This window comes from Streptomyces sp. NPDC006314, assembly GCF_040613075.1.
GTDB lineage: Bacteria > Actinomycetota > Actinomycetes > Streptomycetales > Streptomycetaceae > Streptomyces.
The window spans coordinates 20,912-34,669 of sequence record NZ_JBEXRL010000028.1 but is presented as its reverse complement, the minus strand read 5'-3'; the positions used below and the strand labels follow the sequence as shown (position 1 = coordinate 34,669).

Here is a 13,758-nt window from a genome sequence, read left to right as displayed (position 1 = left end):
CCCGCCGCCACCTCGCCCTGCCTCGTTCTGCGCGGCCGGCGCCGCGAGACGGGCCTGGAAAGCGGTTGGTGAGACGGGGTTTGGCAGGCTGTTCTCCATGAGTACTGCTGGCGGCCCCATGAGAGCGCCGAAAATCCTGGTGGTGGACGACGAGCCCGAGGTGCGCGACGCCGTGCTGGACGGACTTGCCGTCGAGGGCTACGACGTACGCGCGGCCGGGGACGGTTCGGCGGCGCTGGCGGCGGTCGGCGACTGGGAGCCCGACGCCCTGGTGCTCGACGTGATGATGCCGGGCCTCGACGGCCTCGCGGCCTGCCGTCGGCTCCGGGCCCTGGGGGACCGTACCCCCGTACTGGTGCTGACGGCCCTGGACTCGGTGAGCGAGCGGGTGGACGGCCTGGACGCGGGTGCGGACGACTATCTCGTCAAGCCCTTCGCCCTGGACGAACTGGCGGCACGCGTCAGGGCGCTGCTGCGCCGCAGCGCGCCCACCGGGCCGGCAACCGGATCCGAGCAGCTGGCCTTCGCCGATCTCGTGGTGGATCCGGCCACCCGGACCGGGCGGCGCGGACCACGCACCGTCGAGTTCAGCCGGACCGAGTTCTCGCTGCTGGAACTACTGCTCCAGCACCCCGGACAGGTACTGCCGAGGGAGACGATCCAGGAGCGGGTGTGGGGCCACGACTTCGGCCACACATCGAATTCCCTGGCCGTGTACATCGGCTATCTGCGGCGCAAGCTGGAGGCCGGGGGCGAGCCACGGCTCGTGCACACCGTGCACGGCGTCGGTTATCGGCTGGATCTGCCGTGAGGGGCGTGCGCGGGCGCGCACCGCGGGAGGGCGGGCGCTCGCACGCCCGCTGGCCGCGCCGCCGGCCGCTGCGCACCCGGCTGACTTTCGCGGCGTCCTGCGCTGTCGCGGCCGTGGTGGTCGGTGTGTGCGCGGCGGCCTTCCTGGTGATCCGTCAGCAGTTGCTCCACCAGCTCGACCTGCACCTGACCCAGTCCGCCCGGCTGGACGCGCAGCAATACCGGCGTGAACCTCTCGGTGTGGTGCAGGGCGAATGCCGGTACCTTGCCGCACCGGCCTGCGCCCAGATGGTGCCCGCGCGGCCCGGCGACGACCCCGCCACGCCCTATCTGTTGCCCATGACCGGCGGAACCCGCCAGGTCGCCGCAGGGACGCACGGCCCGTACTACAGCGGGATCCGCCTCGCCGGCCACCGTGCCCGGATGCTCACCACACCCTTGGGTGAGGGCCGCGCCCTTCAGGTGGCGGTGCGCTCCGACACCGTCGACGAGGGGGTGCGGCAGGCCGCCGGCCTGCTCGCCGCCGTCGGTGCGGTCGGGGTGGTGCTGGCCGGCGTCCTCGGCTCCTGGGTATCGCGCACGGGCCTCGCCCCCGTCAGGCGCCTCACCGCGACCGCCGAGCGCATCGCCACCACCCGCGATGCCCGGCACCGGATCGAGCTGCCGCCGGAACGCGCGGGCCGCGAGGACGAGATCACCCGGCTCGCGGCCTCCTTCAACACCATGCTCGACGAACTGGAGAAGTCCGTCACCGCCCAGCGCCGCCTGGTCGCCGACGCCTCGCACGAGCTGCGCACCCCGCTCACCGCGCTACGCACCAACGCCGAGCTGCTCGCCCGCTCCGCCCGCCTCACCGACGCCCAGCGAGAGCGGGCGGCCGCGGCGCTCGGCCGCCAACTGCGCGAGGTCACACTGCTGGTCAACGATCTGATCGAGCTGGCCCGCGAGGAGGAACCCGATCCGCTCGTCGAGGAGGTGCGCCTGGCCTCGGTCGTGGACCAGGCCGTCGGAGCGGCTCGTGACCACTGGCCGAACGTGCCTTTCGAGTTCTGTGTGGACCACGCCGCGTACGCCGCGACGATCGCGGGCGTCCCGGCCCGGCTCTCGCGCCTGCTGTCGAGTCTCCTCGACAACGCGGCGAAGTTCAGTCCGCCCGGCCGCCCCGTCGAGGTGACGCTCACCCGTCCCGCCGGCCGGCTGGACCTTGTCGTCCGCGACCACGGACCGGGCATCGCCGAGGAGGACCTGCCGTACGTCTTCGACCGCTTCTACCGCGCCCGCTCGGCCCGCGCCCTGCCTGGTTCCGGCCTCGGGCTGGCCATGGCCCGCCAGATAGCCCGCGCGCACCACGCCGACCTCACCGTCGAACACGCCCCCGGCCGGGGCGCCCTCTTCCGCCTCCGGGTCCCGTCCGACGGGCCGCGTTCTCCGGCCGCACGTCACCGACAGGCTTAGCGTTCTCACAAAGTTCTTAGTCCCCGTCAGCACACTGGCCGACCGTGAAGACGAGGAAGCTGAAGAGGACCAAGAACAAGGTAATCGCGCTGAGCGGTGCGCTCACGGTGATCGGTGTGGTCGGCGCTGCCACCGCGTTCGGGACGGGCACGGATCGCGCACGGGTCGACGTGCAAGGGGACCAGGTCGCCGTACGGGTCGCCGGGGGACGAGCGCTGCTGGACGTCAGCTCGCTGGCCGTCCGCGCGCAGGCCGACGACGGCTCCGCCTGGCAGCTCTCCGCACCCGCGGCGGGCGCCCTGGGCCCCGCCGGGAAGGTTTCGGTGCACGGCGCGACGGCATCCTGGCGTTACCCGGCGAAGGGTCTCACGGTCACCGCGTCCGCGCGGGACGGCAGGCTAGCGGTGACCGTGCGCTCCACCCGGGAGGCCACCCTGAGCTGGCCGGTCACGGCAACCGACCCGGCCACGAAGGAGTTGCAGATCCCGCGCGGAGAGGGCTTGTCCGTGCCGGTCGCCGACCGGTGGTGGAACAGCGACTCGGCGGGGCTGGCCGGATCCGAGGCGGGCATGGCCGACGGCCTGACCATGCCGTTCTGGGGAACCAGCCTGTCCGGACGGCACGGTGCGAGTTATATCGCCGAGTCCGACATCGGGACCACGCTGAAGTTCGTCTCCACCCGCGGTCGTCTGCACGCCGAGACCGAGCACGCGTTCTCGTCGCGGCAGGGCACGGGGAAGTACTCGGTGACGTTCGCGCTCACCGACGGCTCGCCGGTGGCCGCGGCGCAGGACTACCGCGCATGGCTGCTCCGCCATGGCGGCATCACGACGCTGCGTACCAAGATCGCCCGGAATCCCGAGGTCGGCAAGCTGGTGGGCGCCTTCCACGCCTACGCCTGGGGCCAGGCGCGCACCGCCGAGGGCGTACGGCGGCTGCGGGAGCTCGGCATCGGCCGGATGTGGCTCGGTTACGATGCCGACGGCTCCCCCCTGAGCCGTGAGGCGACGACCCTCGCCGAACGGGCCGGCTACCTGGTCGGACCGTACGACTCCTGGGCCAACGCGCAGAATCCCGCCACGGCCGACACCCCGGTGTCGAAGTGGCCCGCCCCGGTGTGGCAGGACGCCTGTGTCCACCGACCCGACGGCAGGATCGTCACCGGTTTCGGCGGCCGAGGCTGCTATGTCAGCTCCGAGGCGCTCCGGCGCGCCGAGCCGTCCCGGCACTATCTGGCCGACCGCACCCGGCAGATGACCGCGTCGGGCGCCGACAGTTACTTCCTGGACGTCGACGCGGCCGGTGAGCTGTTCACCGACCACTCTCCCGCGCATCCGATGACACCGGCACAGGACCGCCGGAACCGGCTGCGGCGCATGGCGTGGCTGTCGGGCGACCGCAAGCTGGTGCTGGGCTCGGAAAGCGCCGGCTCCTGGGCGAACGGGGTGCTGTCCTTCAGCCACGGCTCCGGCACCCCCGTCGACGACCGGCTGTGGGCGCTGGAGAAGGACCGGCAGAACTGGGGCGGATACGCGCCGGGCACCGCGCCCGCGGTCTTCTTCAAGCCGGTCCGCCTCCCGGCCGACGTCGCGAAGGCGATGTACGACCCGAGCTACCGGGTGCCGCTTTACCAGACGGTGCTGCACGACTCTGTCATCAGCACCGAACGCTGGGAGCTGTCCTGGTCGAAGCTGCCGGACCAGAGCCGCACCCGCGCCCTGCTGGCGATGCTCTACAACGTGCCCCTCAATCTCGTACTCAGCCAGTCCGAACTCGATCAACACGGCAGCCGGGTCGCCCAGTTGCAGCGGTACTTCGAGCCGCTGCACAAGACGGCGGCGACCGAGCCGATGACCGGCTTCCGTCGCCTGACGTCCGACGGTCTGGTGCAGCGGACGACCTTCGGCGACCACGCGCTGACCGTCACCGCCAACTTCTCCACCACGGCTCACAACGGGCTGCCGGGCGGCTGCATCGACGCGGTGGTCCACGGAGGAAAAGCCCAACGACTCTGCCCGGCCGGACTGTAACAAGCGGTCTCGTCACGCGCCCGCAGTGCTTTGCGGGCCGTGGCTGACCGAGCGGCCGCGGCGACGGCGAACCGGGAGACCCACGGACGCCGGGACCCGGGCTGAGGCGGTAAATCACGTCGCGGGCTGGTGCCGGACGAGTCGGGGGAGTTCGACACTGCGACGAGAGGTCGGTAAGTCGCGGACCTCGCGGACCTCCTCACCCGGCAGGCCTCGCGGATGCTCGGGAGGCGGGCGCCCGGACGTGACGCGGGCGCCGTTGGGACAAGAGTGCCTGCGGGATGCCCAGCGACCGGGCAGTCGGCAACGCCGCGGCGAGCGTCGCGGTGGCGTGGCGCCACGTGCCGACCGTGCCCCCGTCACAGCCGAGCTCGTCGGCGATCTTGGTGTTCGGCCTGCTGTTCGCGAGGCCGACCCGATCCGCGAGCGCAACACCGACGCCTTGCGACGACGAATGCCGTCGCGATCAGCGCACCAGCGTCTCTCGCACATGATTCCGGGGTGCGGGGTGGCGCGGCCGAAGCCGTGGGAAGTCGACGACGAGCTGTGGGCGGTGTTCCGGGGCATCCTGTTCGTGCTGCATCCCGCTCGCCGCCACCCTGACCGGCGGCAACCGCAACGCCGTCACCCAGCTGATCCCACTACTGGAGGCAATCCCGCCGGTACGGGGCAAGCGCGGCCGGCCCCGGCGCCGCCCCAACGTGGTCCTGGCCGACCGCGGCTACGACCACGACAAGTACCGCCGTCTGGTCTGGGATCCCGGCGTAAAGCCGTTGGTCGCCCGCCGGGGCACCGAGCACGGCTCCGGACTTGGCACCCAACGCTGGTTCGAGCGCGCGTCCGCTCACCTGCACTGGTTCCGCCGCCTGCGGATCCGCTGGAAGATCCCGCGACGACATGCACGAAGCATTCCTCACTCTCGGGTGCGCACTGCTCTGCAGGCGACGCCTGCAGTCAGCCGTCGACTGCTTGCTTTTCTGCAAGGTGCGGGTGACACCCGCGACGACGGCGGTCGTCAGCACCCAACCGAAGGCGATCAGCAGGTAGGCCAGCCACTGGAGGCTGTGATTCGACCAGTACCAGGCCGTGCGCTGACCCAGACCACCGATGGGTATCAAGAGGTCGAGTGTGTAGACGAGGGGCTGGAACGGGGCGCCTTCGCCTTGTTTGACCGGGGTGGGGGAGTGAGTGCCGAAGGACAGCATGCCCAGCAAGGTCAGTGCGAGGAGCCAGACGCCGGCCAGCCAGGGACGGTAGCCATAGCCGACGGTCAGGTCGAGCAGGTATCCCCACACACGCGCGGCCGGGGACAGAGTTTGACGCCGATGGCGCTGTTTGGCCAGGAGTACGCGGCGGGCGTCGTCGTCGTGGCCAGCCTTCCGGTACCAGCTTGCCAACTGCTCGTAGGGCTGGGGGTTGTAGCCCGGGCCGCGTCGTATCCATGCCACGCGGCGGGCCACGGAGTCCCGCCGCCCCACTGCCTCCCGTCGCTCGCCTGCCTCGTCCACTTTGATGGACCCGTCATGGGGGCGCAGCTGCCAGGCGGACTGCACACTGCTGGTGAGCCCGGGAGCGGCACTCTCCGCCGCCGGGATCGTGCTGGGAGGCGTAGCCGCGCTGTGTCGGGCCGGGTATGTGGTCCTGAGTCAGCGGGTGGGGCGCCTGTTCCCCGACTGGACGGGCTTGGCCTTGGCGCTTGCCGTCGGCGCCTGCGCGCTGACTCCGGTCACTGCCGCTACCGATGGTGCCGGCGTGGCGGCCCACCCTGCCGTCCTCGGCACCGGGTTCCTGGTGGCCCTCCTGTCCTCACTGATCCCCTACGCGCTGGATATGACGGTCTTGCGGCGCATCGAGACACGCGTCTTTGGAGTGCTGCTCGCGCTGAGCCCCGCTGCGGCGGCGGGCGTCGGGTTCGTCCTGCTCCATGAGCAGCTCACGGCACGTCAACTGGTTGCCATGACGCTGGTAGCTCTCGCTGGCGCTTGGTCGGTGCGGCGCACCGCCCGGCGTGACGGCCCCGCCGATCAGCCCGACGCGCGTCCCGCGTCAACAAGGCGCCGTGAGTAATGGTTGAAGTGACTTAGGCAATGACGTCATGTTGGTCGGCATGACATCCCCTTCCGTGGTCACGCTTCCGGACGACTGCTGCCCCGTCTGTCACGAGTCTTCTTCCAGGGCTACACGGTGGTGGGCGCTGAAGTCCCACCACCGCACATCCGAAGGCGGGGCCGAGTACTGCATCGGCGGTTGCGGCTGCCTGGTTGTCCTGGTCAACGGTGAAAGATCAAAAGCCTCGCCGCCGGCCGTCGGTAGTCAGCCTGAGGCGCTGGGCGGAGCGGGGCTTTCGACGGCCATGCTGGGCATCGACTGGGGCCAGGACGCCATGTCATGCGGTGATGTCTTCCATGCCCCCCGACGGTGTGGCGAAAGGCATGCAGTCACTCGGCAGCGGACCAGAGCCGTCCCGGACGGCACAACTAGGACCTCCTGTCCGAGGGAACCTGGTAAGAACTGGTCCGGTGGCGACTGCGGAATTCGGCCAGCAACTCGTCGGTCACCTCGGCCCCGGCGCTCACAGCGGCGTGGACGTCGCGGAAGTAGTCTTCGTAGCCGGCGGGGGTGTAGAGACACAGGGCGCGTGCGGGGGCCGGCCCCGCGTTGCGGAAGCCGTGCGGGGTGCCGCGGGTGGCGGCGAGCAGATGTCCCGGGCCGACCGTCACCTCGCCGTCTCCCGTGTGCAGCGTCAACTCGCCCTCGAGAACGTAGAAGTACTCGTCATGTCCGTCGTGCACGTGTGGCCTGGCGCCAATGGTGCCAGGGGAGAGGCTGAACTCCTCGAAGGCGAAGAGCCCGCCCGTGTGCTCGCTGGTGAGCCGGAAGAAGTGCGCGACACCGGCGACGTCTATGAGTTCACCGTCCCGGGGGCGGCGCAGCAGCGGACGGTTGGGTGTGGGGGCCTGATGATCGGTCATGGGGGCATTGTGACCCAGGGACTGTCCGGCGAGTCATGAGCGGAGCCAGAGGCGTACGGCGGCAACGGTCACGGTCCCGTGGAAGACCTACGCTCGCTTGTCGAAGCGGGGGGCTACGGCCCGAACGCCCTTGAGAGCGTTGATCGTTCGCTCGGCTGCATCCGGCGCTCGTACATCGCGCGGTTGAAGCCTGCGGGCCCCCGCGCTGTCTCGGCGCTGGCGGCTGGCCCGCTGGTCTCTGCGTTCGGGAATGGCGTGTGCCTGATCTGCCTGTGTCACAGGTAAGGCCGATCGCGACGTGAACCGTACGCCTTGTCAGCGTCCAGGATCGGGCCGTGAGCGGGGGTGGCCGCTGCCGAGGACGGGGACCACCTGTGGGGCGTCGCCCCACTGGCCTGGTGCGATGACGAACGTGAGTGGACGCCCCAGCTCGCCGAGTGGAGCAGCGGCCACGAAGGTGCAGGCCTGCCGCACCGCGCGGATGACGACCCAGCAGCACCTTCCCTGTCCGTCCCGGCCTCGCGGGCCCGCTATCACTACCTTCAGGCGGTGGCGTAGTCGGACAGGGAGGGTTCCAGCAGGTCGAAGGCTTGGGTCGATTCGGCGGTGATGGTCTGGGCGATCTGGTCGTTGGGGTGTCCGGCGAGAGTGAGCTCCTGGATGCGCTGGAACAGCACACGGTGGACGGCGCCCAGCAGTCCGGCGGCGGTCCGGACGCCGATGTCGTCGGGCTGAGCGCCGGTGGCCTTGGCGAGCGCCTGGGCGAGGTGGTGTTCGCGCTGGTCATGCAGGCCGCGCAGGCAGGTGCTCAGGGTGGGGCTGTCGGCGATCATGCGGGCGAACTCCTGGCCGGAGAACCCGGCGACCGGGTCCTGGGCGGCGACGGCGTCGGCGAACGCGCGGCGCAGTGCGGTCAGCGCTGATTCCCCGGGGTGTCGCGCGGTGACGCCGCGGGCCAGGGAGGCGGCGAACTCCTCCTGGTGGTCCAGGGCCAGGTCTTCCTTGCGGGAGAAATAGTTGGTGACGGTCTTCTTGGCCACGCGGGCGGCGGCGGCGATCTCGGCGATGGTCGTCTGCTCGAAGCCCTGCGCGATGAACAGCCGGGTCGCGTGGTCGGAGATGAGCTGCCGGGTCTCCTGCTTCTTCGTCTCACGAAGTCCACCGCCGGGGGCGGGTGTCTGGATAGCCATGACGCAATCTTACCCTCGTGGCATTTTTATGTTGCAACCCGCCAGTGCCGAGGGTGTGAAGTTTCGTCCGGGGGCTGCCCGGTCAGGTGGCCGACCCACGCCAGCCGCACCAGGGGCAATGCGCCCCACCCGCTCATCCCGTGGACGTCCTGCCGGTACCAGTCGTGGGCGGGCAGGCACTCGTTCGTCCACTCCATCAGCAGAGTGCGGCTGACGCGACTCTCGTCATGGTTTCGGGTCAGCCGGCCTCGCGCAGCGGATGAACGGTGCCGGCGAGGAGGGTGCCGTCTTGCTGCTCGTAGTGGGATAGGGCGAGACCGAGGCCGAAGAAGGTGGGTGCCCATTCGCCGATGAAGATGCCCCAGCGATCGGCACGGGCCAGACCGGTACCGGGCTCCATTCTGAGGGAGCCCGCCCAGGTGGCGACGGTGAGGCCGATGGAGGCGAGGCCGGCGAGATAGGCGTGCTCGCTGCGGATGCCCATGTCGTGCATCTTCTTGATGACCATTTGGTGGTCTCCGTTCTGTCGGGTCGCATCCGGAGTAACCATCTTGGTTCGTCCCATTCGTCCCATTAGCCACTTCTGCGTGCAATCCTGGTGTGGTGTTCGTAGCCTGGCGGTGCGCGGGGGCGAATACGGAAGGTGTGCCATGCCCCGAACGATCTGGTCCGGTGCTATCTCGTTTGGTCTGGTCACGGTGCCGATCAATGTGGTCGGTGCGACCGAGGACCACTCGATCCATTTCCACCAGTACCACCTGGAGGACGGCGGGCGGGTCCGTTACCGCAAGATCTGCGAACTGGAGGACCGCGAGGTCTCCCAGGAGGAGATCGGCAAGGGCTATGAGCTGACCAAGACGCAGGTCATCCCGATCACGGACGAGGACCTGAGCAACCTGCCGTTGCCGACGGCGAAGGCGATCGAGATCGATGCGTTCGTGCCGTTGGAGTCGGTCGACCCGATCCGGATCGGCGAGGGCTATTACCTGCAGCCCGCCGGCCAGGTCGCCGCGAAGCCGTACAAGCTGCTCGTGCAGGCGCTCGGCCGCTCGGCCAAGGTGGCCGTGGCGAAGTACGCCTGGTCGGGTCGTGAGCGCCTCGGCCTGCTGCGGGTTCGCGACGACGTTCTGGTGCTGCACGCGATGCGCTGGCCGGACGAAATCCGTGACCCCTCCGAGTTGCTGCCGCCGCCGGTTGAGGTATCCGAGGAGGAGATCGAGGGCGCGCTCGCGCTGATGGACACCATGACCCGCGAGGATCTGGAGGGTGAGGAGTTCCAGGACCGCTATACCGAGGCCATGGCGCAGATCATCGAGGCGAAGCGGGGGGAGAAGCCCCTGCCGGAGGCGCCTGAGCCGGAGCAGCCGGCCCAGGTGCTCGATCTGATGTCCGCGCTGCAGGAGTCGGTGTCGAAGGCGAAGGCCTCGCGGGGTGAGCCGGCGGGCGACGCCGACGTGCACGAGTTGCCGAAGCCGAAGAAAAAGGCGGCGGCCGCGAAGAAGCAGGCGGCCAAGAAGGCCACGGCGAAGAAGACGACCGCGAAGAAGACGGCGGGCCGACGGCCGCGCAGTGCCTAGCACGCAGCCGTAGATCGTGATCTCTAGTGCCGTGACCGCATAGGTTCACCGGCTTTGGATGCGGTGCCTCGGTATGGCCTGAGTACTCTCGGCTCGTGGAAGATCGCGAGCAATACGTGAGGTATCAGCAGGACCGGGCCGTGCTAGCGGCGGTCGGAGCTCACCTCGATCCCCAGATCAGTCGGCTCAAGGTGCGGTTGCCCCGGTCCGTGGCTGAGTCGGCGGTTGCTGCCTGGGATCGCGAGGAACTGGGCAAGGTCGGCGAGGAGAGCCGCGAAGAGTATGAACTGCGAGACGATGCTGCCGAGCTGGCCTTCATCGGCCTGGCGATCTCCTCGCGCGGCGTGTGGGACGCCGAGGAGGTCGTCGTCGACCTGGATGTGGTTCAGATCGCGGCAGCGCTGCGGGCCGCGCGGTAGATCAGGCTGCGGCAGCAAGAGGGCGTCCGCCCCAGCGGATACCCTTCTCGCTGCGGATGCGAGCGCGCTCCTTCCGTTGGGCGGCGAGCACGTCGGGGTGGTGTGCGTTCTTGTTGCGCCAGCGCAGGTAGGCGTGCAGGGCACGGGTCTGGACGGCATGGTTGCGGTGGTTCGAGTTCGCGACGGTGAACTGCCGCAGCGGCCCGAAGTGGGCCTCGATCGGGTTCGCCCAGGACGCGTAGGTCGGCGTGAAGCACAGCTCGACCCGGTTCTTCCTCGCCCAGCGGCGGATCGTCTCGCCCTTGTGGGCGGACAGGTTGTCCAAAATGACGTAGATCGGGGCGCCGTCCGGGCGGGCCGCGCGAATCGACCTGAGCGCGGCCAGGGTGTTCGCGGCACCCTTTTTGCGGCGGTTGACGCCCCACAGGGTGGCGTCGCCGACCGAAGATAACGGGGGGCGGCCGGGCCCCGGACGTCGGTGCGGCAAGCTCGGCGCGGGCACCTACCGCCTCTTCCTCGACTTCCAGCACAACGACACCGTCCGCACCGCGGCCTTCACCGTCCAGGCCGACAAGACCGCCGGCACACCGAAACCGGCAGACGGCGAGGAGCACGGCAACCACCAGCGCTGACCCACCGGGCGAACGCCGTCGATGCGGGCCCGCCCCGACACCCCGCCCAGGACGGGCCACCGCCTGCGGACCGGCACGGTCCGGCAGGGCTCGTGGCACCGCTGATTACGGGAGGGGGCATGCGGAGAGGTGCGGTCGCAGAGCAGAGGACCTACCCGATCTGCGAGGCGACCACCTACGGCGGCCAGGACGCGGGCGGGAGCAGCCGCCTTCGCACGTACGAGAGACCACCGAGTCGTACCCCACCACGACCTGCGCTGGACGCGGTGAGTTGCAGTTTGTCGTCCGGGCGCAGCTCTCCCCGATGGCGGCTGGCCGCGAAGGTCGCAGCAGTGCCGACGAACTGTGTACGGAGCCGATGAACCTGTTCGGTCCGTAACCAAAATGGAGGCCATCGCCCGCATCGGTCGGGCCTGGTCGAGGCGGACTTCGTGACGGATTCTCGCGGACTACCAGATACGAAACCTCGACCCCGACCGCGGACGCGACTATGTGACGGTTGGCGCTCCGGAAGTGGGGATGGATGCCCAGCAGCCCTGAACTCGAGGCGCGACGAATGGAGCCGCTGCGGCGCGCGGGACCGGAATCCCCGGTTCCGGCTACTGGTCCGCATCCCGCGCAAAGGGGCGGGCTGCTGCGGCCGCTACGGCAGTGGCATCTCCGGCGGCGGAGGTTCACAGGTTGACCGTGTAGCCGGCCCAAGTTACTTGCCCATGGTCCGCGGCCAGGGCTACGTGACCCACACGCTAAATTTGACCGAGGCGACGAAGCGGGCCGGCCATGCCGCAGTGGTATCAGCCGGTCCTCGCCGCGTCGCTGAAGCCGTCGCACGCCCTCGAACGGAGAACCACGCTATTCGGCACGGAAAGTGACCTTTTGACCAACTTCTAACAAATCGGCCAAACAATTGATACCTATCTTCTCGCGGATGTCTTCGCGAATAAACGGCAGGATGGCATGCGTCGCGTGGCGTCAACCGCGGACGATGCTGTGGGCCACGGCGGGTGTGGTGACCCTCGGATTCCTCATCACGCTGGAGATCGCCACGCGTCGCTACGCCGGCGTACCGGGGCCGATGACCAACCAGGTGAAAGAGGTGGTGTTCGCGCCCAAACCGGGGCCGCTGTACGCCGGTATGGCGTTGATGATGGTGGTGCTCACCTGGCGGCAACGGTTCATCGCGGCCGGTGTCGCGATCGGTATCGACGTCGTCTTCGTGCTGGTGCGGTGGGCGGTCGGGGCGAAGATGACCGACGGCCATTACTTCGGCAACGGCGCGTTGTGGGTGATTCTGGGCTATGCGGTCATCGCTGTCACGCGCCGCACCGGCCGGGAACGTGTCCTGCTGCTGAAGGGTGTCGGGCTGGGCCTGCTGCTGGTGGCCGGCCGCAAGACCGGCGACACCTGGCTGCTCATCACGGCGAAGACCCGCCCGGCGGTGCGCGACCAGTATGTGGCAACCGCCGATCACGCGCTGGGCAACCCGTCGTGGCTGGTAGGCCGGATGGTCAAGGCCGCCGGCCCGATCGGCACCCATCTGCTGGACTGGGTCTACGCCCAGCTTGCGGTGGCCGCGGTCGTCGTGGCGTTGTACCAGCTGCGTAACGTGAGGGTCGAGCGCCGTTTCCCGAGCCATCATCTGGTGCGCACCTTTCTGGTGATCGGCCTCCTCGGGCCGGGCATCTACATGCTCTTCCCGGTGGTCGGTCCGGTCTTCGCCTACGGCCCGGGTGCGTCCGGCACCGGCGGCGTGCACTGGGCGGTGGCCAACCTGTGGCCGGACACGCCACCGCCGATCCATACCCCGCACCCGGTGCCATACGACGAGATCACCCCGCGCAACTGCATGCCCAGTCTGCACACCGCGTGGGCTACCGCGATCTTCATCCACTCCCGCAAGGGCCCGCGGATTCTGCGATTCGCGGGGACGTTCTGGCTGATCGCCACGCTCAGCGCAACGCTGGGCTTCGGCTACCACTACGGCGTGGATCTCGTTGCCGGCGTGGTGTTTGCGCTGACGATCGAGGCAGCTATGCGCTCGCTCGACCGTGGCTGGGATCGATCAGGAATCCAGCTGGTCGCTTACGGCACAGCGGTCTTCGCTGCGCTTTTGGTGTCGTATCGCTACCTGCCGATGGAAATGGCCAGGCATCCGTGGGTATGTGGACCACTTGTCATTATGGCGATGAGCTCAGTGGTCCACGGCTACGTACGGACCACCGCAGTGTGGGAACCGAAGGCCGCACCAGCGCGGCAACCGGAACCGCAGCCCGAACTGGTGTGAGCCAGGTTGCATCGTCGGCGCTCCGCGCGGTATCTCACGCCAAGGCCAGCCGGCTGCTCTCAAGGCCTGTCCGATTCCCTGAATCCGCCTGACCCCGACCAGGTCACTGACCTGAACCCCTACCGGTGCGGCGCGGTGGGATGGCCGGGACGGTGAGGGTCAGAGGCGGATGAGGACCTTGAGGGCGTCTCGGTCGTTCTTGGCCCGGCAGCCGTCGGCGATGTCGTCCACAACGACGGTGCGGTCGAAGACGCGGCCCGGATCGATCGTGCCGTCGAGGATGCCGGGCATGAGCTGTTCGATGTGGGCACCCGCACTGGGCGCCGCCGTCGGTGAACGCGCCGTCCGCGCCGACCAGCCGTGTGGGCTCGATGCCGCCACGTGGGAGG

The 13,758-nt window shown here is 69.3% G+C and carries 11 protein-coding genes and 5 pseudogenes; 9 read left to right on the top strand and 7 right to left on the bottom strand.

Translation table 11 applies throughout. From position 1 onward, the window contains the following. Positions 1-118: 118 nt before the first annotated feature. From ABZ079_RS33480 to ABZ079_RS33465, 4 genes and pseudogenes are all read left to right on the top strand, one after another. The gene (locus ABZ079_RS33480) at positions 119-811 is read left to right on the top strand and encodes a response regulator transcription factor (RefSeq protein WP_356943253.1); all 693 of its coding nucleotides are present in this window, start codon (positions 119-121) and stop codon (positions 809-811) included. 5 nt (positions 812-816) lie between these two features. Next, complete coding sequence (locus ABZ079_RS33475; protein ID WP_356943218.1) at positions 817-2,265, top strand: HAMP domain-containing sensor histidine kinase; 1,449 nt, start codon at positions 817-819, stop codon at positions 2,263-2,265. A gap of 44 nt (positions 2,266-2,309) precedes the next feature. Beyond that, positions 2,310-4,295 (top strand): glycoside hydrolase, encoded by a 1,986-nt coding sequence (locus ABZ079_RS33470; RefSeq protein WP_356943217.1) that lies wholly within the window; start codon positions 2,310-2,312, stop codon positions 4,293-4,295. 581 nt (positions 4,296-4,876) lie between these two features. Beyond that, positions 4,877-5,234: pseudogene (locus ABZ079_RS33465) on the top strand (transposase); the annotation flags it as partial. Positions 5,235-5,266: 32 nt separating this feature from the next. On the opposite strand, the pseudogene ABZ079_RS33460 reads toward ABZ079_RS33465, so the two are convergent. Further along, positions 5,267-5,788, bottom strand: a pseudogene (locus ABZ079_RS33460) (oxidoreductase); the annotation flags it as partial. 67 nt (positions 5,789-5,855) lie between these two features. On the opposite strand from ABZ079_RS33460, the gene ABZ079_RS33455 reads away from it, so the two are divergent. Beyond that, positions 5,856-6,362, top strand: coding sequence for an EamA family transporter (locus ABZ079_RS33455; RefSeq protein ID WP_356943216.1), 507 nt, complete (start codon positions 5,856-5,858; stop codon positions 6,360-6,362). A 410-nt stretch (positions 6,363-6,772) separates the two neighbouring features. On the opposite strand, the gene ABZ079_RS33450 is transcribed toward ABZ079_RS33455, so the two are convergent. The 4 genes and pseudogenes from ABZ079_RS33450 to ABZ079_RS33435 all read right to left on the bottom strand — a co-directional run bounded on the left by ABZ079_RS33450 (position 6,773) and on the right by ABZ079_RS33435 (position 8,965). Continuing rightward, positions 6,773-7,267, bottom strand: a complete 495-nt coding sequence (locus ABZ079_RS33450; protein ID WP_356943215.1) for a cupin domain-containing protein — start codon at positions 7,265-7,267, stop codon at positions 6,773-6,775. Positions 7,268-7,354: 87 nt separating this feature from the next. Beyond that, positions 7,355-7,702: pseudogene (locus tag ABZ079_RS33445) on the bottom strand (IS5/IS1182 family transposase); the annotation flags it as partial. A gap of 107 nt (positions 7,703-7,809) precedes the next feature. Beyond that, positions 7,810-8,457: a TetR/AcrR family transcriptional regulator gene (locus tag ABZ079_RS33440; RefSeq protein ID WP_356943214.1), complete on the bottom strand. Its 648-nt coding sequence runs from the start codon at positions 8,455-8,457 to the stop codon at positions 7,810-7,812. Positions 8,458-8,695: 238 nt separating this feature from the next. After that, positions 8,696-8,965, bottom strand: coding sequence for a hypothetical protein (locus ABZ079_RS33435; protein WP_356943213.1), 270 nt, complete (start codon positions 8,963-8,965; stop codon positions 8,696-8,698). A gap of 142 nt (positions 8,966-9,107) precedes the next feature. On the opposite strand from ABZ079_RS33435, the gene ABZ079_RS33430 reads away from it, so the two are divergent. Beyond that, the gene (locus ABZ079_RS33430) at positions 9,108-10,034 is read left to right on the top strand and encodes a Ku protein (RefSeq protein ID WP_356943252.1); all 927 of its coding nucleotides are present in this window, start codon (positions 9,108-9,110) and stop codon (positions 10,032-10,034) included. Positions 10,035-10,129: 95 nt separating this feature from the next. Beyond that, positions 10,130-10,453 (top strand): hypothetical protein, encoded by a 324-nt coding sequence (locus tag ABZ079_RS33425; RefSeq protein WP_356943212.1) that lies wholly within the window; start codon positions 10,130-10,132, stop codon positions 10,451-10,453. Between the two features lies 1 nt (position 10,454). On the opposite strand, the pseudogene ABZ079_RS33420 reads toward ABZ079_RS33425, so the two are convergent. Continuing rightward, positions 10,455-10,898: pseudogene (locus ABZ079_RS33420) on the bottom strand (transposase); the annotation flags it as partial. Here ABZ079_RS33420 and ABZ079_RS33415 point away from each other — a divergent pair. Then, positions 10,882-11,085, top strand: a complete 204-nt coding sequence (locus ABZ079_RS33415; protein ID WP_356943257.1) for a hypothetical protein — start codon at positions 10,882-10,884, stop codon at positions 11,083-11,085. The pseudogene ABZ079_RS33420 and the gene ABZ079_RS33415 overlap by 17 nt on opposite strands. A gap of 985 nt (positions 11,086-12,070) precedes the next feature. Continuing rightward, the gene (locus tag ABZ079_RS33410; protein WP_356943251.1) at positions 12,071-13,369 is read left to right on the top strand and encodes a phosphatase PAP2 family protein; all 1,299 of its coding nucleotides are present in this window, start codon (positions 12,071-12,073) and stop codon (positions 13,367-13,369) included. Between the two features lie 159 nt (positions 13,370-13,528). Here the strand turns inward: ABZ079_RS33410 and ABZ079_RS33405 are convergent. After that, a pseudogene (locus ABZ079_RS33405) lies at positions 13,529-13,684 on the bottom strand (IMP dehydrogenase); the annotation flags it as partial. Positions 13,685-13,758: the final 74 nt, after the last annotated feature.

Excerpts from the sequence above, each read along its gene's own strand:
- ABZ079_RS33480 (WP_356943253.1), top strand. The coding sequence starts at position 119 with ATGAGAGCGCCGAAAATCCTGGTGGTGGACGACGAGCCCGAGGTGCGC.
- ABZ079_RS33450 (WP_356943215.1), bottom strand. The coding sequence starts at position 7,267 with ATGACCGATCATCAGGCCCCCACACCCAACCGTCCGCTGCTGCGCCGC.
- ABZ079_RS33440 (WP_356943214.1), bottom strand. The coding sequence starts at position 8,457 with ATGGCTATCCAGACACCCGCCCCCGGCGGTGGACTTCGTGAGACGAAG.
- ABZ079_RS33435 (WP_356943213.1), bottom strand. The coding sequence starts at position 8,965 with ATGGTCATCAAGAAGATGCACGACATGGGCATCCGCAGCGAGCACGCC.
- ABZ079_RS33430 (WP_356943252.1), top strand. The coding sequence starts at position 9,108 with ATGCCCCGAACGATCTGGTCCGGTGCTATCTCGTTTGGTCTGGTCACG.
- ABZ079_RS33410 (WP_356943251.1), top strand. The coding sequence starts at position 12,071 with ATGCTGTGGGCCACGGCGGGTGTGGTGACCCTCGGATTCCTCATCACG.